General features: G+C 61.5%; 17 protein-coding genes. 11 read left to right on the forward strand and 6 right to left on the reverse strand.

Annotated elements, in window-relative coordinates; all coding sequences use genetic code 11:
* Window positions 1-27: 27 nt before the first annotated feature.
* On the forward strand, window positions 28-546 hold the full coding sequence (locus HBN98_RS19280) for a GNAT family N-acetyltransferase (RefSeq protein ID WP_083369239.1): 519 nt from the start codon (window positions 28-30) through the stop codon (window positions 544-546).
* A gap of 1 nt (window position 547) precedes the next feature.
* On the opposite strand, the gene HBN98_RS19285 is transcribed toward HBN98_RS19280, so the two are convergent.
* Window positions 548-1,240 (reverse strand): aspartate/glutamate racemase family protein, encoded by a 693-nt coding sequence (locus HBN98_RS19285; protein ID WP_083369238.1) that lies wholly within the window; start codon window positions 1,238-1,240, stop codon window positions 548-550.
* Window positions 1,241-1,444: 204 nt separating this feature from the next.
* Between HBN98_RS19285 and HBN98_RS19290 the strand changes: the two genes are divergently transcribed.
* Window positions 1,445-1,936 (forward strand): hypothetical protein, encoded by a 492-nt coding sequence (locus HBN98_RS19290; protein WP_083369237.1) that lies wholly within the window; start codon window positions 1,445-1,447, stop codon window positions 1,934-1,936.
* A gap of 116 nt (window positions 1,937-2,052) precedes the next feature.
* Here HBN98_RS19290 and HBN98_RS19295 read toward each other — a convergent pair whose 3' ends face one another.
* Together HBN98_RS19295 and ccoN are read right to left on the reverse strand one after the other, a co-directional pair.
* Entirely contained in the window at window positions 2,053-2,274 is a 222-nt protein-coding gene (locus HBN98_RS19295) for a hypothetical protein (protein WP_083369236.1), read from the reverse strand.
* Between the two features lie 15 nt (window positions 2,275-2,289).
* Window positions 2,290-3,717, reverse strand: a complete 1,428-nt coding sequence (gene ccoN / locus HBN98_RS19300; protein ID WP_064589990.1) for a cytochrome-c oxidase, cbb3-type subunit I — start codon at window positions 3,715-3,717, stop codon at window positions 2,290-2,292.
* A gap of 349 nt (window positions 3,718-4,066) precedes the next feature.
* Between ccoN and HBN98_RS19305 the strand changes: the two genes are divergently transcribed.
* From HBN98_RS19305 to HBN98_RS19320, 4 genes are all read left to right on the forward strand, one after another.
* Complete coding sequence (locus tag HBN98_RS19305; protein ID WP_083369235.1) at window positions 4,067-5,740, forward strand: nitrite/sulfite reductase; 1,674 nt, start codon at window positions 4,067-4,069, stop codon at window positions 5,738-5,740.
* Window positions 5,737-6,216, forward strand: a complete 480-nt coding sequence (locus HBN98_RS19310; RefSeq protein WP_083369234.1) for a DUF934 domain-containing protein — start codon at window positions 5,737-5,739, stop codon at window positions 6,214-6,216. The genes HBN98_RS19305 and HBN98_RS19310 overlap by 4 nt, the downstream gene beginning before the upstream one ends.
* 286 nt (window positions 6,217-6,502) lie before the next feature.
* Entirely contained in the window at window positions 6,503-7,477 is a 975-nt protein-coding gene (locus HBN98_RS19315) for a hypothetical protein (protein ID WP_083369233.1), read from the forward strand.
* Window positions 7,478-7,658: 181 nt separating this feature from the next.
* Window positions 7,659-8,330: a DUF3313 domain-containing protein gene (locus HBN98_RS19320; RefSeq protein ID WP_064587377.1), complete on the forward strand. Its 672-nt coding sequence runs from the start codon at window positions 7,659-7,661 to the stop codon at window positions 8,328-8,330.
* 46 nt (window positions 8,331-8,376) lie between these two features.
* On the opposite strand, the gene HBN98_RS19325 is transcribed toward HBN98_RS19320, so the two are convergent.
* The 3 genes from HBN98_RS19325 to HBN98_RS19335 form a co-directional block, all read right to left on the reverse strand.
* Entirely contained in the window at window positions 8,377-9,381 is a 1,005-nt protein-coding gene (locus HBN98_RS19325; protein ID WP_083369232.1) for a DUF3829 domain-containing protein, read from the reverse strand.
* Window positions 9,378-11,015 carry a J domain-containing protein gene (locus HBN98_RS19330; RefSeq protein ID WP_083369231.1) on the reverse strand — a complete coding sequence of 546 codons (1,638 nt, stop codon included), beginning with the start codon at window positions 11,013-11,015 and terminating at the stop codon, window positions 9,378-9,380. The genes HBN98_RS19325 and HBN98_RS19330 overlap by 4 nt, the downstream gene beginning before the upstream one ends.
* A gap of 171 nt (window positions 11,016-11,186) precedes the next feature.
* The gene (locus HBN98_RS19335; RefSeq protein ID WP_064587380.1) at window positions 11,187-11,612 is read right to left on the reverse strand and encodes a YciI family protein; all 426 of its coding nucleotides are present in this window, start codon (window positions 11,610-11,612) and stop codon (window positions 11,187-11,189) included.
* A 367-nt stretch (window positions 11,613-11,979) separates the two neighbouring features.
* Here HBN98_RS19335 and tpx point away from each other — a divergent pair, with 367 nt between their 5' ends.
* From tpx to HBN98_RS19360, 5 genes are all read left to right on the forward strand, one after another.
* Entirely contained in the window at window positions 11,980-12,480 is a 501-nt protein-coding gene (gene tpx, locus HBN98_RS19340; RefSeq protein WP_064587381.1) for a thiol peroxidase, read from the forward strand.
* A gap of 175 nt (window positions 12,481-12,655) precedes the next feature.
* Window positions 12,656-13,963 (forward strand): MdtA/MuxA family multidrug efflux RND transporter periplasmic adaptor subunit, encoded by a 1,308-nt coding sequence (locus tag HBN98_RS19345; protein ID WP_083369230.1) that lies wholly within the window; start codon window positions 12,656-12,658, stop codon window positions 13,961-13,963.
* On the forward strand, window positions 13,960-17,061 hold the full coding sequence (locus tag HBN98_RS19350) for an MdtB/MuxB family multidrug efflux RND transporter permease subunit (protein WP_083369229.1): 3,102 nt from the start codon (window positions 13,960-13,962) through the stop codon (window positions 17,059-17,061). The genes HBN98_RS19345 and HBN98_RS19350 overlap by 4 nt, the downstream gene beginning before the upstream one ends.
* A gap of 142 nt (window positions 17,062-17,203) precedes the next feature.
* Window positions 17,204-20,311: an efflux RND transporter permease subunit gene (locus HBN98_RS19355; RefSeq protein ID WP_083369228.1), complete on the forward strand. Its 3,108-nt coding sequence runs from the start codon at window positions 17,204-17,206 to the stop codon at window positions 20,309-20,311.
* The gene (locus tag HBN98_RS19360; RefSeq protein ID WP_083369227.1) at window positions 20,308-21,777 is read left to right on the forward strand and encodes an efflux transporter outer membrane subunit; all 1,470 of its coding nucleotides are present in this window, start codon (window positions 20,308-20,310) and stop codon (window positions 21,775-21,777) included. Before HBN98_RS19355 ends, HBN98_RS19360 begins: the two co-directional genes overlap by 4 nt.
* Window positions 21,778-21,947: the final 170 nt, after the last annotated feature.

A 21,947-nucleotide genomic window follows, 5' to 3' on the forward strand; every position in this document is an offset into this window, starting at 1 on the left:
CACACTTCGATCCAGGAAGGATCCGCCATGCCCGACCACAACCCCGCCATCAGCCTCGAACGCTTCAACGAATCGCACATCGAGGCCGTCACCGCGCTGTACAACGATCCGGCCGTGACCCGCCAGGTGTTGCAGATGCCGTTTCAATCCACCGAGATCTGGCGCCAGCGGTTGCTGGCGGAGAACGAACGGATGGTCAAACTGGTGGCGCTGCATCAGGGCGCGGTGGTCGGTCATCTTGGGCTGGAAAACTACTCACGGATTCGCCGCGCACACGCCGGCAGTGTCGGCATGGCGGTCGCCGTGGCGTGGCAGGGCAAGGGCGTCGGCTCGAAACTGCTGGGGGCGGCGCTGGACATCGCCGACAACTGGATGAACCTGCACCGGGTCGAACTCTCGGTGTACGCCGACAACGAGCCGGCCATCGGTTTGTACCGCAAGTTCGGCTTCGAGAACGAAGGCCTGTTCCGTGACTACGCCGTGCGCGACGGGCAATGGGTCGACACCCTGAGCATGGCCCGCCTGCGCACGCGCAACAAAACCTGACTCAGTCGCGCAAGGCGAACGCCACCGCCGACTGCGCATGCAGCTCGGTGGTGTCGAGCAGGGGCAGGGCGCTGTGTTCGGGTTTGACCAGCAGGCCGATTTCCGTGCAGCCGAGGATGATCGCTTGGGCGCCGCGCGCGGTCAGCGATTCGATCACCTGTTGATAGAGCTTGCGCGACTCGTCACTGATCACCCCGACGCACAATTCGTCGTAAATGATCCGATGCACGTCCTTGCGCTCGGCGGCGTCCGGCACCAGTACCGTCAAGCCCCTGGCAAGCAGACGCTGCTTGAGAAAGTCCTGCTCCATGGTGAACGCCGTGCCGAGCAGGCCGACCGTATGCGCATCAATGTCCAGTGCAGCCTGCGCCGCCGGTTCGGCGATGTGCAGGAATGGAATGCTGATTGCCGCCTGAATCTGTTCCGCCACCTTGTGCATGGTGTTGGTACACAGCACCACGCATTCCGCGCCACCGGCCTCCAGCCTGCGCGCCGCATCCACCAGAATCGCCGCCGCATCGTCCCAGCGTCCGGCATGCTGGGCCTGTTCGACCGGGCCGAAGTCGACGCTGTACATCAGGATTTGCGCCGAGCGCAGCGCTCCGAGGCGGTCGCGGACTTGTTGATTGATGAGGCGATAGTATTCGGCGCTGGATTCCCAGCTCATGCCGCCGATCAGGCCGATGGTGCGCATTGAAATTCCTCTGGCAGTGGCCCGTATTGGAAAAGTCGGGCTTGGGCCGAGTGTCCATCGGTTCAAGGACGGATGCCAGTACAAAGCAACTGTACCGTTGATCCTTTTGCCAAGTGTCCCGGTGCCAACGCTTGAGGTTTAACGTACGCCAGCGCCTCGATCTGTCACTATCGACTGTCGCAGGCTTTCCCGAGGAACGTACCGATGAACGACGTACAACAACTGGGCGAAATGCTTCGCCACTATGCCGCGAGTGAAGCGCACAAGAAGCAACTGTTCGAAACCCAGTCCCAGGCGTGGGCAACCCGAATCACCGAGCTGTTCGGCAACATTCAGCAATGGCTGGAACCGGTGCAGGCGCCGAACCTGCTGGAGGTGAGCCGCGAGGCTTATGTCGCATTCGGGCCGAGCACACCGGTGGAAACCTCGACCTTCAAGACCGAAAAACTGAGCATCGTGATCGCCGGCAAACCGGTGGAGTTCGTGCCGGACGTGATGGGCAGCGCCGGGCAGATTTCCCTGGCGGTGATGGGTCTGACGGCAGCGCGCTATGGCAGCATCTCGCTGGTGGGGCTGCCGAGCGGCGAGTGGCAGTGGCGCAAGACCAACGGCCTGAAGGACCCGGACACGTTTGTGTTTGATGCGGATTTTCTCGCGCAGCAACTGCAAAGCCTGATTCCGCGCGAGCGCACCTGACCTGCAACAATCCCCTGTAGGAGCTGCCGCAGGCTGCGATCTTTTGCCTTTGATTTTTTAAAAACAAAATCAAAAGATCGCAGCCTGCGGCAGCTCCTACAGGGGCCTTGTTGGTTCTACATATCCAGGTTGACCCAGCCCGGTTTTGCCTCTTCCGGCGCCACCGCTTTCACGGTTTTCCCCGTCGCCAGCTCCACCCGCCGCGCCACCTCCGGGTCATCGGCAAACGGCACCATGCTCGCATCGTCCAGGCTTTCCGCCGTCTGGTGGCGCAGGCAGTACTCCACCGCCAGCCACAGAAACACCACCCCCAGCACATTCAAGAACATCTCGAACATTCTCGGCTCCCTGCCTCAGGCGATCTGCGCCTGGCTGCGCGCCAGCGATACGTCGGCAACCCGCACCGTGCGCCAGACGTTATAGGCCATCAGCAGCATCCCGCTGAGGAAGAACACCCCACCGGCAAACCGCACGATGAACCCCGGGTGACTGGCCTGCAGCGCTTCGACGAAGGAGTAGGTCAGCGTGCCGTCCTCGTTGATCGCCCGCCACATCAGGCCCTGGGTGATGCCGTTGACCCACATCGAAGCGATGTACAGCACGGTGCCGATGGTCGCCAGCCAGAAGTGCAGGTTGATCAGCGGCGTGCTGAACATCTGCTCGCGGCCGAACACCTTGGGCACCATGTGATAGGTCGCGCCGAAGGTGATCATCGCCACCCAGCCCAACGCCCCGGCGTGGACGTGGCCGATGGTCCAGTCGGTGTAGTGGGAGAGGGCGTTGACGGTCTTGATCGCCATCATCGGCCCTTCGAAGGTCGACATGCCGTAAAACGCCAGCGACAGCACCAGAAAGCGCAGGATCGGGTCGGTGCGCAACTTATGCCAGGCACCGGACAAGGTCATCATGCCGTTGATCATCCCGCCCCAGCTCGGCGCCAGCAGGATCAGCGACATCGCCATGCCCAACGACTGTGCCCAGTCCGGCAGCGCGGTGTAGTGCAAATGGTGCGGGCCGGCCCAGATGTACAGGGTGATCAGCGCCCAGAAGTGCACGATCGACAACCGGTACGAATACACCGGGCGGTTGACCTGTTTCGGCACGAAGTAATACATCATCCCGAGGAACCCGGTGGTCAGGAAGAACCCCACCGCGTTGTGCCCGTACCACCACTGCACCATGGCGTCGGTGGCGCCGGAATACACCGGATAAGACTTGAACCAGTCCACCGGAATCGACAGGTGATTGACCACGTGCAGCATGGCGATCACCAGAATGAACGCGCCGAAGAACCAGTTGCCGACGTAGATGTGCTTGGTCTTGCGCTGCACCACGGTGGTGAAAAACACGATGCCGTAGGCGACCCAGACCACCGCCATCCACACTGCGCCGGAGAATTCGATTTCGGCGTATTCCTTGGTGGTGGTGTAGCCCATCGGCAGGGTGATCAGCATGATCACGATCACCGATTGCCAGCCCCAGAACGTGAAGGCCGCGAGCTTGTCCGAGTACAGCCGTACCTGGCAGGTGCGCTGCACCGCGTAATAACTGGCGGCGAATTGCGCGCTGCCGGCAAAGCCGAAAATCACCAGGCTGGTGTGCAATGGCCGCAAGCGACCGAAGGTGGTCCACGGCAGGTCGAGGTTCATGTCCGGCCACACCAGTTGCGAGGCGATCCATACCCCCATCGCCATGCCGACGACACCCCAGAAAACCGTTGCGATAACGAATTGGCGGACGACCTTGTAGTTGTAAGCCTGTCCGATTGTTGCTGTGCTCATGGTCAGTTCTTCCACGGTTGCAAAGTCTTGCCAGGCCACCCGGTCTGGCACGAGCTGCACTGTAGGAACACCGCTGGAAACAAAACAGGCTCAGGAATATTTCATTTGTACGGATCAGATTGAAGTGCTGCCTGCGGCGTTCTGCCGCGTCCTGATACGGTTTTTATCGTTTCAGGTGAATCTGTTGCGTGCTGCGCTGCACCTGCATAGTGCTTTGCAAAATCTGTAGGAGTGAGCCTGCTCGCGATAGCGGTGTGTCAGTCAACAAAGCCGTTGCCTGACACACCGCTATCGCGAGCAGGCTCACTCCTACAGGAATTGCGCAAAAATCTGATGAGGTAGCCGCTGCATGTATCAATACGACGATTACGACCGCGCACTGGTGTTCGAGCGCGTTGCGCAATTTCGCGATCAGGTCGAGCGCTTCATGGCCGGGGCGTTGAGCGAAGAGGAATTCCTGCCGCTGCGTTTGCAAAACGGTCTCTACCTGCAGAAGCACGCCTACATGCTGCGGGTGGCGATTCCCTACGGCACCTTGAGCGCCGCGCAGATGCGCACCCTGGCGAGCATCGCCGCCGACTACGATCGCGGCTACGGCCACTTCACCACCCGGCAGAACCTGCAATTCAACTGGATCGAACTGGCCCAGGTGCCGGACATCCTCGAGCGTCTGGCGCAGGTCAACATGCATGCGATCCAGACCTCCGGCAACTGCGTGCGCAACATCACCACCGAGGCGTTCGCCGGGGTCGCGGCGGACGAGATGATCGACCCGCGCCCGTTGGCGGAAATCCTTCGGCAGTGGTCGACAATCAACCCGGAATTCCTGTTTCTGCCGCGCAAGTTCAAGATCGCCATCTGCTCGGCGAAGCAGGATCGTGCGGCGATCATGATGCATGACATCGGCCTGTATCTTTATCCGGGGCGTGACGGGCAAATGCTCCTGCGGGTGATCGTCGGCGGCGGGTTGGGGCGTACGCCGATTCTCGGGCTGCAGATCCGCGAAGGCTTGCCGTGGCAGCATCTGCTGTCCTACGTCGAGGCGATCCTGCGGGTCTACAACCGGCACGGTCGGCGTGACAACAAGTACAAGGCGCGGATCAAGATTCTGGTCAAGGCGCTGGGCATCGAAGCGTTCGCCCGGGAAGTCGAAGAAGAATGGCAACACCTCAAGGACGGCCCGGCGCAGTTGACCGACGCTGAATACCAGCGGGTTGCCAGCGCATTCGTGCCGCCGATCTATCACTCCCTTGCTGACACCGACCTGGACTTCGGCACGCGCCTGGCCGAGAGCCCGGCGTTTGCCCGTTGGGTCGCGCGCAACGTGCAGCCGCACAAGAAACCGGGTTACACCAGCGTGGTGCTGTCGACCAAACCGGGTCTGAGCGCGCCGCCGGGGGATGTCACCGGGTTGCAGATGCTGGCGGTGGCAGACTGGTCGGAGCGCTTCGGTTTTGGCGAAATTCGCATTGCCCACGAGCAGAACATCGTCCTGCCCGATGTGCAAAAGTCTGACCTCTACGAACTCTGGCAACTGGCCTGCGAGCGTAATCTGGGCAGTGCCAACGTCGGCCTGCTGACCGACATCATCGCCTGCCCGGGCGGGGATTTCTGTGCGCTGGCCAACGCCAAGTCGATCCCGATCGCCCAGGCGATTCAGGCGCGCTTCGACAACCTCGACTACTTGCACGACCTGGGCGACATCAGCCTGAACATCTCCGGTTGCATCAACGCCTGCGGCCATCACCACATCGGCAATATCGGCATCCTTGGCGTCGATAAAAACGGCAGCGAGTGGTACCAGATCACCCTCGGCGGTGCGCAGGGCAAAAACAGCACGCTGGGCAAAGTCATCGGCCCGTCGTTCAGCGCGGCTGAAGTGCCGCAAGTGATCGAGCGGATTATCGGCACCTTCGTGCGCTACCGCGAGAGCGAAGAGTTGTTCGTCGACACCCTGGCGCGCATTGGCCTGGAGCCGTTCAAGGAGCGGGTCTACCCGAAAGCGCTGGAGGTATCGGCATGAACAATCTGCTGCGCTTGGAGCAGGGGGTCGCGCGGCAGGTCGAGGATGATCCGTGGACACTGGTACGCGAGCCGGACCAGGGCCGGCCGCCAGGATTGCAGATCCTGCCGCTGGCGCACTGGCTGCAATCGCCTTCGACCCACGCGGTGTGGCTGGGGCCGGACGATGAGGTCGAAAGCGTGGTGCCGTGGCTGGCCTCGCTGCCGCTGATTGCCCTGGACTTCCCGAGCTTTCGCGACGGTCGCGCCTACAGCCAGGCGTATCTGCTGCGCAGTCGATTTGGCTGGGCCGGCGAGTTACGCGCGATCGGCGATGTGTTGCGTGATCAACTCAGCCACATGCGCCAGTGCGGGTTCGACAGCTTTGCGGTGCGTGAGGACAAATCGGCGGAAGATGCCCTCAAAGGACTGGCCGGCATGAGTGTGCTGTACGGGCGCTCGGTGATTGAGCCGCGCCCACTGTTTCGGCGCCGCTGATACTTCTGTGGCGAGGGAGCTTGCTCCCGCTGGGTGGCGAAGCCGCCCCGAAGCTGAACAATGCGATCCGTCAGGGGATAGGTGTTGGCTTTCTTCGGGAGTGCTGCGCACTCCAGCGGGAGCAAGCTCCCTCGCCACGGTGTTTCGGTGTTGCCCGTACCGGGGAAACCCCTACAACCTTTGCCGATCAGGGATTTTCCCTTGGGTCGATGCTGGCCTTTTGGTAGAGTCCCCGTCGCCAGCGGGTTTTCGGCTGGACGACGGAATGAAGAAGGGAGTCTGGGTAGTGAGTGCGGGCAAAAAGATTTTGGGCCTCACGGCGATGCTGTTGATGCTGACGCTGTGGGCCAGCTACTTTTATGTGATCAAGGAAAACCGCGACGGCCAGTTGGGCGGCGCCGGTGAAAGCACCGCGTGGTGCGGCACGCCGCCGTCCACGGAAGCAGCGCTGTTGGGCAAGGATCAACTGACCTTGCGCGTGACCAACAACCTGCGCGGCGAGTTCATGCTCAGTGGCTCGCTGGTGGTGTCCGAACGCACCTTCAACCGCTATGACCTGGGTCGCAACGAACTGCGTCTGCGCCTGGAACCGTTGCAGTGGTCGTACGGCGTCACACCGATCTTCCTGGAGCAGGTCAAGGTTCAGCCCCTGAGCCGCAACCTCGCCTCGCCGACCAAGAGCGCCTACGCCGAACTCGAGCCTCGGCCGATCGGCGTGCAGGGCCAAGTCACCGAATTCCCCTTCGACACCTATCGCTACGGCTACAAACCGGTGCTGTATTACCTCAAGGGCAGCGAGCGCGTCGACCTGCGCTTCAAGAACATCACTACGCTGATGGACATGTCCAACACCTTCACGCCGATCCAGAAGTACAACCGCGTCGAATACATCAACGAAAAAAACTCGATGATCCGCGATGAGGACTACAAGGCCTACGGTCCGCACGAGTGCGCATTCAGCGTCGAGCGTAAAGGCTCGTTCAAGGTTGTGGTGCTGTTGTTGCTGCTGGTGCTGTGCCTGCCATTGCTGCATGTGTTCTATCGCGACGAGCCGGGGATCGACTTCCTCGCGACGCTGGTGGCGATTGCCGTGGTGCGCGTGGTGCTGGTGGGGCCGGTGCAGGACTTTCAGCTGTACAACATCGACTTCCTGTTTGGCGCGGCGATCCTGCTGGTGGGTTCGGTGTCGCTGATCAAGGCGATGCGCGCCAACAGTCGGCGGGAGATGGCGTTGAAGAGCGGGGCGACGTCTTCCTGGTAGCGCCCGGAACCTGATCTCGACACAGGCCCTGTGGGAGCGAGCCTGCTTGCTCCCACAAAGCATCAGCGTCTGTGCATCCGCATGGGAATCTTGCGTGTGTACAAGGTAATTTCCCCGGCATTGGCTATAACTGTATTTCCCGCCAGGCAATATATCTCGGCGTTCTGACAGGAGTTACAGCATGAAGCTTGCAGTGATGATGGGCACCCTCTGCATCGCCACCCTTGGCGTGGTGGGTTGCTCCAGCAAAACCGTCGCTCCCGATGAGTATTCCGGCTTTCTCAAGGATTACAGCCAGCTCAAGGAAGCCAAGTCGCCATCCGGTGCCGAAGTGATGCGCTGGATTGATCCGAAGCTCGACATGAGCAAGTTCACCAGTGTGTACATCGAGCCGACCCAGCTCTATCCAAAGCCGCAGCCGACCGCGAAGATTTCCCAGCAGACCCTCAACGGCATCACCTCCTACTACGATCAAGCCCTCAAGCGTGAAATCAGCAAAGACCTGCCATTGGCCAACGGCCCCGGCCCGGGCGTGATTGTGGTCCGAGCGGCGATCACCGCCGTCAGCAGCAAGACCGAAGGCCTGCACGCGTATGAAGTGATCCCGGTTGCTCTGGTGGCGGCAGCCGTCAGCACCGCCAGCGGTATTCGCGATCAGGAAACCACCCTGGCCACCGAAGCGGTGTTCCTCGATGGCGCGAGCAACAAGGTCGTGGCGCAAGTGGTGCGCAAAGGCACCGGTAAACCGCTGCAAAACGATAAGCAGGCGATGACCGCCAACGACGTTAAACCTGTGATTGATGGCTGGGCTTCGGACTTGCATCAGTCCTACCTCAAACTCAAGGCGCAGTAAGGTCCGGCAGCGGGATCGTTCACGGTGAACGATCCCGCGTGTGGTCTCAGAACTCGGCTCTGGCCCTGCGGTTGTAGTAGCTGAGCAGGCCATCGTAACTGCGGCTGACCGCGTAGAAGTCGTCGCTCAGGCGCTGCGGTGGGGCGTGTTCCAGCCAGTCCTTGTGCAGGGTGTTCAACGCCTGCAGATAGCGGGTCGACGGCTTGCCAATGTACAACCACAGATCCCGCGCTGCGTCGGTCCTGGTCTGGAAACCTCCATCCGTTTGCGCGAACAGGAAAGGTTCCCGACGATCCCAGGCTTGTTGCAGTTTTGCTGTGGTGTCGGCCAGCAGTTGCGGGGTCAGCGTGCGGTTTTTCATGGCTGCATCAAGCACGTCGATGGTCTTTCGTGCCTGCATCATATAGGCCAGCAAATACCAGTGGATGTCCTTGCCCACGCGTTCTTCCAGGCGCTTCAACTGTTCGGGTCGCTGCGCGGCATCGAGGGGCAGCAGGCTTTCTCTCAGCGCAATTGAAGCGTTGTTGTAACTGTCCGCCACGGGCGGAATAAAAGCATTTTCGACAATGAGGGCTGCGGCATTCTGTGTCCCGGTGACAAAGCTCGCCCCCCGGTCAAACCGGCCGCTTGGTATCGTCATCGCTACCTGATCCAGCGCGCGAACGTAAGCATTTGCCGTTTGTGCCAGTTCTGGCTGGTAGGCCAACAGTTCGAGTTTTTCGGTGAGACGCCCGGAGCACAGGTCACGCTGGATGTCGCGCACATTGCGCGCATCGCTGTCTTCAAAATCGCTGAGGCTGCGCAACCATTGCTCGGTGATCTGCCGAGGTGCCTGTGGGGTCTTGTAGAGGTCATAAGCCACGCGCCATTGCACGTCGACCCGGTTGACGCAAGCAATCAGCGGGCTCAAGGCATTGGCTTGGGCGGTGACCGGCGCATCGCGTTGGTCGAGCCAGAGGTCGAGTTGGGAGAAGGGGCGACTGGCGCCGGTCAAACCCATGATGACGACACCGAACACCAGACCGATCGGGACCAGCAGTTTGATATTCATGGGCGCGCCTCCTTGCCGTACCACTGTTCAACGGTGGCCGGTGCGCTGCATTCGGCGGTGGTCGCCGGCATGCGACTGCACAAGCGTTCGGTCCAGGGTTGCAGTCCCTGGTTGCGCTTGACCGTGCCTTGGCTGCCGATCACATTGATCACGCCGAGCACAACGATAAACACCATGGCCGCGATGGTAGTCAGACAGACTTTCAGCAGCGGACTGGTCTGTTCCCAGGAAACGTGTGGCTTGACCTGTCGCCGACGTATCAGCCCGAAAGTTGCCAAGGTCGTGGCGTACACAACGCCGGCGATCGGACCGAAAAACCAGCTGAGCCCGGCCACCATCAGCGCACAGGGAACCAGATCGCGCAAGACCCCGAACGGCGGCGACTCCGCGGGGAACCCCAGGCAAAGTCGCGCACTCAGCCGGTCATCCAGCACCCACCAGCGATGGGCGAAATTGTGCACCAGCCAATTGAGCCCGGCGCCGATCACTGCAAACACTACCGTTGTGATCATGACGATATTTATCAGCCCGCTGAGACGAAGCCCCTGCGGGATGAAGTGGGTAAAGGCGCCGATCAGGCAGGCGAGCACGACGCCCACGTAGGTCGGCCAGTCGTTGAAACGGGTTTCCCAGTCGCGCCAGAAGAACGCGGTGCCGCCGGGCATGTCTGCCCAGACGTCGGGCGCGTTGGCGTACAGCGCAGAGCTCAACTGTCGGCACTGGGCCCAGTCCTCCTCGTGCAGGCGCCGGGCCAGCGCCCGACGCTGACTGAAGGGGCCGTTGCCGAGCAGCAGGCGTGCGGCGCGGTGTTGCGGCGTGGCGAGCGGTTCCCGGGCGAGCTGGCGCTGTCGCGCCAGAAAAATCGGCGTTTCATGGCGCGCAACCAGACGTTTCCATTCGCTCTCGGGGCATCGGTTCGACGGGCCTGAGTGCCAGTCCTGGCCAGCGCAAACCTGCTCGAAAATGTCCGCGGACCAGTGACGGCTGTCCAGCAGCAACTGACTCAAAAAGCGGTTGAACCATTGTCGGTGCACTTCGCCTTCAAGCCAGAGGACGTTGACGCGACCCTGGTAAGCCTGCAAAAAGGCTTCACGGTCTTGTTGCTCAAGTGCATCGCACAGGGGCTCGGTCACGCGCTCACGCTGTTGAGCCAGCAGCAGTTCTATGGATTCTTCGTCCAGCTCAAGGCGTTGCCAGGCACTGAACCAGTGATACTGCTGCACCGCCCAATCCACCAGCGGCCCGGACGATTGTGGTTGTTCGATGCAGTGCTGCAGCAGGGTTTCTTCCAGGATGTGTGCGCACCCTTGCTCGACAGCGAGTGCGTGACGCTGGCGCAGTTCTTCCAGGCTGATACCGTCCAGCGAGCGCGTGACCAGTTGCAGGGCATCGGCTTCGACCACGGTCAGGCCGGTCAAGTCCCATTGGCGGTCGTCAGGCTCGGGGGCTTCTTGCTCTTCGCGGGACTGTATCCATTCCTTGTAACTGAGGGCTTGTTCATACGCGTCGCGCAGGCGCTGAAACCCCTCCGGATCTTCGTCCGGACGGGTCTGTTTGAGCAGGGCAGCGTATTGGCGTTTGATACTGCGCGTATCGGCGTCGGCCGTTAGGCCAAGGACGGTCCAGCAACTCATTGCGTGTACAACTCCATGGAAACTTGCGACGCGACCCAGTGATGGCACTTTGATTTTGCGCACCCTACCTGTTTCGCGTCAGAAAGTCCTCAGACGTTGTCCATTTCTTGAGTTCGAGCGCTCGCATCAGCGCCAGATATGGCATCTGATGCCGGATGCACGTTAAGTCAGTCAAAGATTTTTCTTCGCCTGCTCGCGAATCCGCTCTTCCTGCGCACGGGCTTCAGGGGTGAACTCGGCACCGAAATCCTCGGCGGAGAATATCTGGCGAATCTCGATTTCAGACTCGCCCGGCATCGGGTTCGGGCAGCGCTTGACCCATTCGATGGCTTCTTCTTTGGATTTCACTTCCCAGATCCAGTAGCCGGCCACCAGCTCCTTGGTCTCGATGAACGGCCCGTCGATGACCGTGCGCTTGTCGCCGGAAAAGCGCACGCGGGCGCCTTTGCTGCTTGGGTGCAGGCCATCGGCGTCGATGAGGATGCCGGCCTTGACCAGTTCTTCGTTGAAGTTGCCCATGGCGGTGATCAGCTCTTCACTGGGCATGATGCCGGCTTCGGAGTCGGCGCTGGCTTTGACAAGGATCATGAATCGCATGGTGGTTGCTCCGTGGAGTGTGGGGGATTCACTGCTTGGTCGAACGGGCAGGGCATGAATCGACAGGTTCACTGAATAAAGATGCAGTCCGGCGTTTTAACAAGCAGCAAAAGCACTGCTGACCACAGAGATCTCCTGTAGGAATGAGCCTGCTCGCGATGGCGTCGTGTCAGTTAACAAATAGCTGCCTGATTCACCGCCATCGCGAGCAGGCTCACTCCTACAGAGGATCGGTTGCGCGGTTGTATACAATTTTTCACGCAGGCACCCAACAATTTCCAGACAGGGCATAGGTCGTCGGACAATTTCGTGGTTAACTTCGGCCTCTTGCATGCTTTCCAATCAAAACATCAGAAGGACTAAAGTCATGGCTCAAGTCACCCTCAAAGGCAACCCGGTTCAAGTCAACGGCCAGTTGCCACAAGCCGGTTCCAAGGCGCCAGCCTTTTCCCTGGTTGCCGGCAATCTGTCCGACGTCACCCTGGCGAGCTTCGCCGGCAAGCGCAAAGTGCTGAACATCTTCCCAAGCGTCGACACCCCGACCTGCGCGACTTCCGTGCGCAAGTTCAACGCCCAGGCCAACGAAGTCGCCAACACCGTGGTGCTGTGCATCTCGGCTGACCTGCCGTTCGCCCAGGCCCGTTTCTGCGGCGCCGAAGGCCTGGAAAACGTGCAGAACCTGTCGACCCTGCGCGGTGCCGAATTCATCGAAAACTACGGCGTAGCCATCGCTGACGGCCCGCTGAAAGGCCTGACTGCCCGTGCGGTGGTTGTTCTGGACGAGAACGACAACGTGCTGCACAGCGAGCTGGTCAAGGAAATCGCTGAAGAGCCGAACTACGAAGCAGCGCTCGCTGTTCTGAAGTAAGCGCTTTTACAATTGTTAACGGCCTGGCCCTGTCCAGGCCGTTTTCATTTGTGTATCAGTGTTTTGCCTTACACCTTGAAACGTAAGTTGAAGGTAAATTGCCGGTAAAGCTGCTTTGCTTAAATCCTGCCAGTGCTTATCGTTCAGCCTCCCGTAAAAGAAGCCCACGCGCCCAATGGTTAATCAATCCATGCAATCGTCCCCTCGCAACTCCCGTCGCTGGCTGATCAGCCTGCTCGTCCTGTTGGTCATCGCCGTACTGTGCTGGAAATTCTGGCCCGCCGGTTCGGCCCACAAGGAGGGCGGCGACAAGGCCGCCGCCGGTCATACCGGCCGTTCGGGGATGATGCGACCGGGCTTCGGTGGCGCGGCCGGACCGATTCCGGTGCGCGTGGCGCCGGCCGTCACCGGTGATTTCCCGCTGTATTACAAGGCGCTGGGCACGGTGACCGCGCTCAACACCATCAATGTGCGCAGCCGGGTGGGCGGCGAGCTGGTGAAAATCAATTTCGAGGAAGGGCAGATGGTCAAGGCTGGCGACCTGCTGGCAGAGATCGATCCGCGGCCGTACCAGAACGCCTTGCTCCAGGCTGAGGGCACCTTGCTGCAGAATCAGGCGCAGCTGAAAAACGCTCAGGTCGATGTCGAGCGTTATCGCGGCCTGTACAAGGAAGACAGCATCGCCAAGCAGACCCTGGACACCGCCGAAGCGCTGGTCGGCCAGTATCTGGGCACGGTCAAGACCAATCAGGCGGCGGTCAACGACGCCAAGCTCAATCTCGAATTCACCAAGATCCGCGCACCGATTGCCGGTCGCGTCGGCCTGCGGCAGGTCGATGTCGGCAACCTGGTGGCGGCCAACGACACCACGTTCCTTGCGGTCATCACCCAGACCCAGCCCATCAGCGTGGTGTTCACGCTGCCGGAAAACAGCCTTGAAACGGTGCTCGCCCGCTACCACAGCGGCGCCAAACTGCCGGCCGAGGCATGGGATCGCGGCGATACCAGAATCCAGGCCAACGGCGTGCTGCAAAGCCTCGACAACCAGATCGACGTCGCCACCGGCACCCTGAAATTCAAGGCCCGTTACGACAACCGCGATCAATCGCTGTTTCCCAATCAGTTCGTCAACGTCCACCTGCTGGCCGACACGCTCAAAGGCGTGGTGCTGGCTCCGTCGGCGGCGATTCAGTTTGGCACCAACGGCACCTTCGTCTACGCGCTGGACGGCGACAAGAAAGTCACCATCCGCCAGTTGAAGATCGGCGCCAGCGACGGCACCAACACCGTGGTCACCGAAGGCCTCGCCGCAGGGGATCGCGTGGTGCTGGAAGGCACCGACCGCCTGAAAGAGGGCAGTGAAGTGGAAGTGGTCAACGACAGCAATGACGTGCCAACCACGCCGACCGGCCACCTGCAGGGCAAACCCGCCGCCAATGCACCGGACGCCGCTGTGACTGACAAGGCCAAGAAGGGCGCATGAACATTTCGCGGCTGTTCATCCTCCGTCCGGTAGCCACTACCTTGAGCATGCTGGCCATTGTCCTGGCCGGCCTGATCGCCTATCGCCTGCTGCCGGTCTCGGCATTGCCGCAGGTCGATTACCCGACCATTCGCGTCATGACCCTGTATCCCGGCGCCAGCCCGGACGTGATGACCAGCGCCGTGACCGCGCCGCTCGAACGCCAGTTCGGGCAGATGCCGGGCCTGACCCAAATGGCGTCGACCAGCTCCGGCGGCGCTTCGGTGCTGACCCTGCGCTTCAGCCTCGACATCAACATGGACGTCGCCGAACAGCAGGTGCAGGCCGCGATCAACGCCGCGACCAATCTGCTGCCTACCGATCTGCCGGCGCCGCCGGTGTACAACAAGGTCAACCCGGCGGACACCCCGGTGCTGACCTTGGCGATCACTTCGAAAACCATGCTGCTGCCCAAGCTCAATGACCTGGTCGACACGCGCATGGCGCAGAAGATCGCCCAGATCAGCGGCGTCGGCATGGTCAGCATTGCCGGCGGTCAGCGTCAGGCGGTGCGGATCAAGGTCAACCCCGAGGCACTGGCGGCCAACAGCCTGAACCTGGAAGACGTACGCACCCTGATCGGCGCGTCCAACGTCAACCAGCCCAAGGGTAACTTCGACGGCCCGACCCGGGTCTCGATGCTCGATGCCAACGACCAGCTGACCTCGCCCAAGGACTACGCCAACCTGATCCTCGCCTACAAGAACGGCGCGCCGCTGCGCCTGAAGGATGTGGCGGAAATCGTCGATGGCGCGGAGAACGAACGTCTCGCCGCGTGGGCCAACCAGAATCAGGCCGTGCTGCTGAACATCCAGCGCCAGCCGGGCGCCAACGTGATTGAGGTGGTGGACCGGATCAAGGCGTTGCTGCCGAGCATCACCGATAACCTGCCGGCCGGCCTCGACGTCACCGTGCTCACCGACCGCACCCAGACCATCCGCGCCTCGGTCACCGACGTGCAGCACGAACTGCTGATCGCCATCGCCCTGGTGGTGATGGTGACGTTCCTCTTTCTGCGCCGCGCCAGTGCGACGATCATCCCGTCGGTCGCGGTGCCGTTGTCGCTGATCGGCACGTTTGGTGTGATGTACCTGGCCGGATTCTCGGTCAACAACCTGACCCTGATGGCACTGACCATCGCCACCGGTTTCGTGGTCGACGATGCGATCGTGATGCTGGAGAACATCGCGCGTTTCATCGAAGAAGGCGACAGCCCGATGCAGGCCGCGCTCAAGGGCGCCAAACAGATCGGCTTCACCCTGATTTCCCTGACCCTGTCGCTGATCGCCGTACTGATTCCGCTGCTGTTCATGGCCGATGTGGTCGGGCGGCTGTTCCGTGAGTTCGCCATCACTCTGGCGGTGGCGATCCTGATTTCCCTGGTGGTCTCGCTGACGTTGACCCCGATGATGTGCGCGCGCCTGCTCAAGCGTGAGCCGGAAGAACATGAACAGGGCCGTTTCTATCGGGCCAGCGGTGCCTGCATCGACTGGATGATCGCCGCCTACGGGCGCAAGTTGCAGTGGGTGCTCAAGCACCAGCCCCTGACCTTGCTGGTCGCCATCGGTACATTGGCGCTGACCGTGCTCCTGTACATGGTGGTGCCCAAGGGTTTCTTCCCGGTGCAGGACACCGGGGTGATCCAGGGCATTTCCGAGGCGCCGCAGTCGATTTCCTTTGCCGCCATGGGCGAGCGTCAGCAAGCACTGGCGAAAGTGATTCTGCAGGATCCGGCGGTGGAGAGCCTGTCGTCCTACATCGGCGTCGACGGCGACAACGCCACGCTCAACAGCGGCCGCCTGCTGATCAACCTCAAGCCCCACGGTCAGCGCGACCTGAGCGCCACCGAGGTGATCGCGCGGCTGCAACCGCAATTGGACAAACTGGTCGGCATCCGCCTGTTCATGCAACCGGTGCAGGACTTGACCATCGAAGATCGGGTCAGCCGTACCCAGTACCAGTTCAGCATGTCCTCGCCGGACGCTGAACTGCTCAGCCAGTGGAGCGGACGGCTGGTCGAGGCGCTGGCCCAGCGGCCGGAACTGACCGACGTTGCCAGTGACTTGCAGGACAAGGGCTTGCAGGTCTATCTGGTGATCGACCGCGATGCGGCTTCACGCCTCGGCGTTTCGGTGCAGAACATCACCGATGCGCTGTATGACGCCTTTGGTCAGCGGCAGATTTCCACCATCTACACCCAGGCCAGCCAGTACCGCGTGGTGCTGCAGGCGCAGGCCGGGGAGAAGATCGGGCCGGCGGCGCTGGATCAGATTCACGTCAAGACCACGGATGGCGCGCAAGTGCGTCTGTCGAGTCTGGCCCACGTCGAAGAACGTCAGGCGCAACTGGCGATCACCCACATCGGCCAGTTCCCGGCGGTGATGATGTCGTTCAACCTCGCACCCGGCGTGGCGCTGGGGCACGCGGTGGACATCATCGATCAGGTGCAGAAGGACATCGGCATGCCGATTGGCGTGCAGACCCAGTTCCAGGGCGCGGCCGAAGCATTCCAGGCCTCGCTGTCGAGCACCTTGCTGCTGATTCTGGCGGCGGTGGTGACCATGTACATCGTGCTCGGCGTGCTCTACGAGAGCTACATTCACCCGATCACCATCCTTTCGACCTTGCCCTCGGCGGCCGTGGGTGCGTTGCTGGCCTTGCTGCTCAGCGGCAACGACCTGGGGATGATCGCGATCATCGGCATCATCCTGCTGATCGGTATCGTCAAGAAGAACGCGATCATGATGATCGACTTCGCCCTCGACGCCGAACGCACCCAGGGCATGGCCCCGGAGCAGGCGATCTATAAGGCGGCACTGCTGCGTTTCCGACCGATCCTGATGACCACGCTGGCGGCGTTGTTCGGTGCGGTGCCGTTGATGCTGGCCACCGGTTCCGGGGCTGAACTGCGTCAGCCGCTGGGTCTGGTGATGGTCGGCGGCCTGCTGGTGAGCCAGGTGTTGACCCTGTTCACCACGCCGGTGATCTACCTGTACTTCGATCGCCTGGGGCGGCGCTTTGGCAAGACCAATGCCGACCGCGATGAGGTGGTGGTATGACTGCCCTGACACATAACCCCTGTAGGAGTGAGCCTGCTCGCGATGAGGCCGGCACATTCAATATCAGTGGGGGCAGACACACCGCTATCGCGAGCAGGCTCACTCCTACAGGGGCGTGCGGTGAAGACGGGGTTCGCGGTCAATGAATCTTTCTGGTCCTTTCATCAAACGCCCCGTGGCGACCATGCTCCTGAGCCTGGCGATCATGTTGCTGGGCGGTGTCAGCTTCGGTCTGCTGCCGGTGTCGCCGCTGCCGCAAATGGATTTCCCGGTGATCGTGGTCCAGGCCAGTTTGCCCGGCGCCAGTCCCGAGGTGATGGCGTCCACCGTCGCCACGCCGCTGGAGCGCTCGTTTGGCGCGATTGCCGGCGTCAACACCATGAGCAGCCGCTCCAGTCAGGGTTCGACCCGAGTCATTCTGCAATTTGACCTCGACCGCGACATCAACGGCGCGGCGCGCGAGGTGCAGGCGGCGATCAATGCGTCGCGCAACCTGTTGCCGAGCGGGATGCGCAGCATGCCGACCTACAAGAAGGTCAACCCGTCGCAGGCGCCGATCATGGTGCTGTCGCTGACCTCGGACGTGCTGGAAAAGGGCCAGCTCTACGACCTGGCCTCGACCATCTTGTCGCAGAGCCTGTCCCAGGTGCAGGGCGTGGGCGAAGTGCAGATCGGCGGCAGCTCGTTGCCGGCGGTGCGCATCGAACTCGAACCACAGGCGCTGAACCAGTACGGCGTGGCGCTCGACGATGTGCGCAAGACCATCGCCGGGGCCAACGTGCGCCGGCCCAAAGGCTCGGTCGAAGACAGTGAGCGCCTGTGGCAGATCCAGGCCAACGACCAGTTGGAAAAGGCCAAGGATTACGAATCGCTGATCATCCACTACAACAACGGCGCAGCCCTGCGCCTGAAGGACGTGGCCAAGGTCAGCGACGGCGTCGAAGACCGTTACAACAGCGGCTTCTTCAACGATGACGCGGCGGTGTTGCTGGTGATCAACCGCCAGGCCGGCGCCAACATCATCGAGACAGTCAACGAAATCAAGGCGCAGTTGCCTGCGTTGCAAGCGGTGCTGCCGGCCAGTGTGAAGCTGAACCTGGCGATGGACCGTTCGCCAGTGATCAAGGCCACGCTGCACGAGGCGGAAATGACCCTGCTGATCGCCGTGGCGCTGGTGATTCTGGTGGTGTTCCTGTTTCTCGGTAACTTTCGCGCTTCGCTGATCCCGACGCTGGCAGTGCCGGTGTCGCTGGTCGGCACCTTCGCAGTGATGTACCTGTATGGTTTCTCGCTGAACAACCTGTCGCTGATGGCGCTGATTCTCGCGACCGGGTTGGTGGTGGACGATGCCATCGTGGTGCTGGAGAACATTTCCCGGCACATTGACGAAGGCGTCAAACCGATGAAGGCTGCGTACCTCGGGGCCAAGGAAGTCGGCTTCACCTTGCTCTCGATGAACGTCTCGCTGGTGGCGGTGTTCCTGTCGATCCTGTTCATGGGCGGGATTGTCGAGAGCCTGTTCCGCGAATTTTCCATCACCCTGGCGGCGGCGATCGTGGTGTCGCTGGTGGTTTCGCTGACGCTCACGCCGATGCTCTGCGCACGCTGGCTCAAGCCGCACACGCCCGGCCAGGAAAACCGCCTGCAACGCTGGAGCCGCAAAACCAACGAATGGATGGTCGGCAAGTACGCCACCAGCCTCGACTGGGTGCTGCGCCATCGGCGCCTGACCTTGCTCAGCCTGATCGTCACGGTCGGGGTCAACGTCGCTCTGTACGTGGTGGTGCCGAAAACGTTCATGCCGCAACAGGACACCGGCCAGTTGATCGGTTTCGTACGCGGTGACGACGGCCTGTCGTTCAGCGTGATGCAGCCGAAAATGGAAACCTTCCGCCGCGCCGTGCTCAAGGACGAAGCGGTGGAAAGTGTGGCCGGGTTCATCGGCGGCACCAACGGCACCAACAACGCCTTCATGCTGGTGCGCCTGAAACCGATCAAGGAACGCAACCTGTCGGCGCAGAAGGTCATCGAACGCCTGCGCAAGGAAATGCCCAAGGTGCCTGGTGCCCAATTGATGCTGATGGCCGACCAGGACCTGCAATTCGGCGGTGGCCGCGAGCAGACCACCTCGCAATACAGCTACATCCTGCAAAGCGGGGATCTCGGCGCATTGCGCGAGTGGTATCCGAAAGTGGTCACCGCGCTGCGCGCACTGCCGGAGCTGACCGCGATTGACGCCCGCGAAGGCCGCGGTGCGCAGCAGGTGACGCTGATTGTCGACCGCGATCAGGCCAAGCGCCTCGGGGTCGACATGAACATGGTCACGGCGGTGTTGAACAATGCCTACAGCCAGCGGCAGATCTCGACCATTTACGACAGCCTCAACCAGTATCAGGTGGTGATGGAGGTCAATCCGAAGTACGCACAGGACCCGGTGACGCTCCAGCAGGTGCAGGTGATCACGGCTGACGGCGCACGGATTCCGTTGTCGACCATCGCCCATTACGAAAACAGCCTGGAAGATGACCGGGTCAGCCACGAAGGCCAGTTCGCTTCCGAAAGCATTGCCTTCGACATGGCCGAAGGGGTGACGGTGGAGCAGGGCAGTGCCGCCATCGAGCGGGCGATTGCCAAGGTCGGTCTGCCCGAAGACGTGATCGCAAAAATGGCCGGCACCGCCGACGCCTTTGCCGCGACCCAGAAAAGCCAGCCGTTCATGATCCTTGGCGCGTTGCTGGCGGTGTATCTGGTGCTCGGTGTGCTCTATGAAAGCTACATTCACCCGCTGACGATTCTTTCGACGTTGCCATCGGCCGGGGTCGGCGCGTTGCTGTCGATCTATGCACTGGGCGGCGAGTTCAGCCTGATCTCGTTGCTCGGGCTGTTCCTGCTGATCGGTGTGGTGAAGAAGAACGCGATCCTGATGATCGACCTGGCGTTGCAACTGGAGCGCCATCAGGGGCTGTCGCCGCTGGAGTCGATCCGCAGCGCCTGCCTGCAACGTCTGCGGCCGATTCTGATGACCACCCTGGCGGCGATCCTCGGCGCCTTGCCGTTGTTGCTCGGCCGTGCCGAGGGCGCGGAAATGCGTCAGCCGCTGGGCCTGACCATTATCGGCGGGCTGATCTTCAGTCAGGTGCTCACCCTTTACACCACCCCGGTGGTTTACCTCTATCTCGACAAGCTGCGCCACCGCTTCAACAAGTGGCGTGGCGTGCGTACTGACGCTGCTCTGGAAACTCCGCTATGACCGACCGTTCGCTTCTCAATCTGGCCACTGCTCGAGGCTCGCGTCTTTTGAGCCTGTCGCTGTGCGTGGCGATGCTCAGTGCCTGCGCCGTCGGCCCGGACTATCAGCGCCCGCAAACCGCCGAAATCGCGCAGTACAAAGAGGCCAAGGGCTGGCGTCAGGCCAACCCCAGCGACTCGCTGGCCCGTGGCGCTTGGTGGGAGCTGTATGGCGATCAGCAACTCAACGCCCTGGTCGAGAAACTCAACAGCGCCAACCAGACCGTTGCCCAGTCCGAAGCCCAGTACCGTCAGGCCCAGGCCTTGGTGCGCAGCGCCCGTGGCGCGTTTTACCCGAGTGTCGACCTGAGCGTGGGCAAGACCCGCTCCAGCCAGGGCACCGGTAGCAGCAGTTCCAGCCTGAGCAGTTCTGCCAGTGGCATTCGGGACACCTACAACGCGCAATTGGGCGTGAGTTGGGAAGCGGATATCTGGGGCAAGTTGCGCCGCAGCCTGCAAGCGAACGAAGCCAGCGCCCAGGCCAGTTTTGCCGACCTGGCGGCGATGCGCCTGAGCCAGCAGTCGGAGCTGGTGCAGAACTACCTGCAATTGCGCGTGATCGACCAACAGAAGCGCTTGCTGGAATCGACGGTGGCGGCCTACGAAAAGTCGCTGCAAATGACCCAGAACCAGTACCGCGCCGGAATCTCCGGCCGCGATGCGGTGGCCCAGGCGCAGACTCAGCTGAAAAGCACCCAGGGCGATCTGGTGGATCTGATCTGGCAGCGCGCGCAGTTCGAAAACGCTATCGCGGTGCTCACCGGGCAGGCCCCGGCCGAGTTCAGCATCGCCGAGAGCCAGAACATTCCGAACCTGCCGCAGATTCCGTTGAGCCTGCCGTCGCAGTTGCTGGAGCGTCGTCCGGACATCGCTTCGGCGGAGCGTTCGGTGATCGCCGCCAACGCCAATATTGGTGTGGCGAAAGCGGCGTACTACCCGGACCTGACTCTGAGCATGAGTGGCGGTTACAGCAGCAGTACGTCAAAAAATCTCCTGACCCTGCCCAATCGCTTCTGGTCGGTCGGGCCGAAACTGGACTTGCCGATCTTCGATGGCGGCATTCGTTCGGCCGAAGTCGATCGCACCGAAGCGGCGTATGACCAGACCGTCGCCAAATACCGTCAGACCGTGCTCGACGGTTTCCGCGAGGTGGAAAACTATCTGGTGCAATTGAAGGTGTATGAAGACGAAGCCGCCGTGCGCCAGGAAGCGCTGGATGCTGCGCGTGACTCGTTGCGCCTGACCCAGAACCAGTACAAGGCCGGGTTGATTGCCTACATCGACGTGGTCGTGGTGCAGGCCACTGCACTGAGCAACGAGCGCACCGTTCTCAACATTCTGCAGAGCCGCCTGATTGCCAGTGTGCAGCTGATTGCTGCGTTGGGCGGTGGTTGGGATGGCAATCTGGAAGTAAGCGACAACCACTGATCCAGGCAACAAATTTGCCACTGTGGCGAGGGCGCGTGCTCCCGCCGGAATGCGCAGCGACCCCAAGAGGTCAGGGAGCGCTGCGCATTCCAGCGGGAGCAAGCTCACTCGCCACACGTGCAAGTATTTCAGTATGTGAGTCCCGGGCCAGAGCCTCGCAGGACGGTCGA

It is taken from the genome of Pseudomonas koreensis, assembly GCF_012986595.1.
GTDB classification, from domain to species: domain Bacteria; phylum Pseudomonadota; class Gammaproteobacteria; order Pseudomonadales; family Pseudomonadaceae; genus Aquipseudomonas; species Aquipseudomonas koreensis.

What these genes read in the sequence shown, in the direction of transcription:
- HBN98_RS19355 (WP_083369228.1), top strand. Translation starts at nt 17,204, where the DNA reads ATGAATCTTTCTGGTCCTTTCATCAAACGCCCCGTGGCGACCATGCTC.
- HBN98_RS19290 (WP_083369237.1), top strand. Translation starts at nt 1,445, where the DNA reads ATGAACGACGTACAACAACTGGGCGAAATGCTTCGCCACTATGCCGCG.
- HBN98_RS19320 (WP_064587377.1), top strand. Translation starts at nt 7,659, where the DNA reads ATGAAGCTTGCAGTGATGATGGGCACCCTCTGCATCGCCACCCTTGGC.
- HBN98_RS19360 (WP_083369227.1), top strand. Translation starts at nt 20,308, where the DNA reads ATGACCGACCGTTCGCTTCTCAATCTGGCCACTGCTCGAGGCTCGCGT.
- HBN98_RS19310 (WP_083369234.1), top strand. Translation starts at nt 5,737, where the DNA reads ATGAACAATCTGCTGCGCTTGGAGCAGGGGGTCGCGCGGCAGGTCGAG.
- HBN98_RS19335 (WP_064587380.1), bottom strand. Translation starts at nt 11,612, where the DNA reads ATGCGATTCATGATCCTTGTCAAAGCCAGCGCCGACTCCGAAGCCGGC.
- HBN98_RS19285 (WP_083369238.1), bottom strand. Translation starts at nt 1,240, where the DNA reads ATGCGCACCATCGGCCTGATCGGCGGCATGAGCTGGGAATCCAGCGCC.
- ccoN (WP_064589990.1), bottom strand. Translation starts at nt 3,717, where the DNA reads ATGAGCACAGCAACAATCGGACAGGCTTACAACTACAAGGTCGTCCGC.
- HBN98_RS19330 (WP_083369231.1), bottom strand. Translation starts at nt 11,015, where the DNA reads ATGAGTTGCTGGACCGTCCTTGGCCTAACGGCCGACGCCGATACGCGC.
- HBN98_RS19305 (WP_083369235.1), top strand. Translation starts at nt 4,067, where the DNA reads ATGTATCAATACGACGATTACGACCGCGCACTGGTGTTCGAGCGCGTT.
- HBN98_RS19295 (WP_083369236.1), bottom strand. Translation starts at nt 2,274, where the DNA reads ATGTTCGAGATGTTCTTGAATGTGCTGGGGGTGGTGTTTCTGTGGCTG.
- HBN98_RS19345 (WP_083369230.1), top strand. Translation starts at nt 12,656, where the DNA reads ATGGTTAATCAATCCATGCAATCGTCCCCTCGCAACTCCCGTCGCTGG.
- HBN98_RS19350 (WP_083369229.1), top strand. Translation starts at nt 13,960, where the DNA reads ATGAACATTTCGCGGCTGTTCATCCTCCGTCCGGTAGCCACTACCTTG.
- HBN98_RS19280 (WP_083369239.1), top strand. Translation starts at nt 28, where the DNA reads ATGCCCGACCACAACCCCGCCATCAGCCTCGAACGCTTCAACGAATCG.
- HBN98_RS19325 (WP_083369232.1), bottom strand. Translation starts at nt 9,381, where the DNA reads ATGAATATCAAACTGCTGGTCCCGATCGGTCTGGTGTTCGGTGTCGTC.
- tpx (WP_064587381.1), top strand. Translation starts at nt 11,980, where the DNA reads ATGGCTCAAGTCACCCTCAAAGGCAACCCGGTTCAAGTCAACGGCCAG.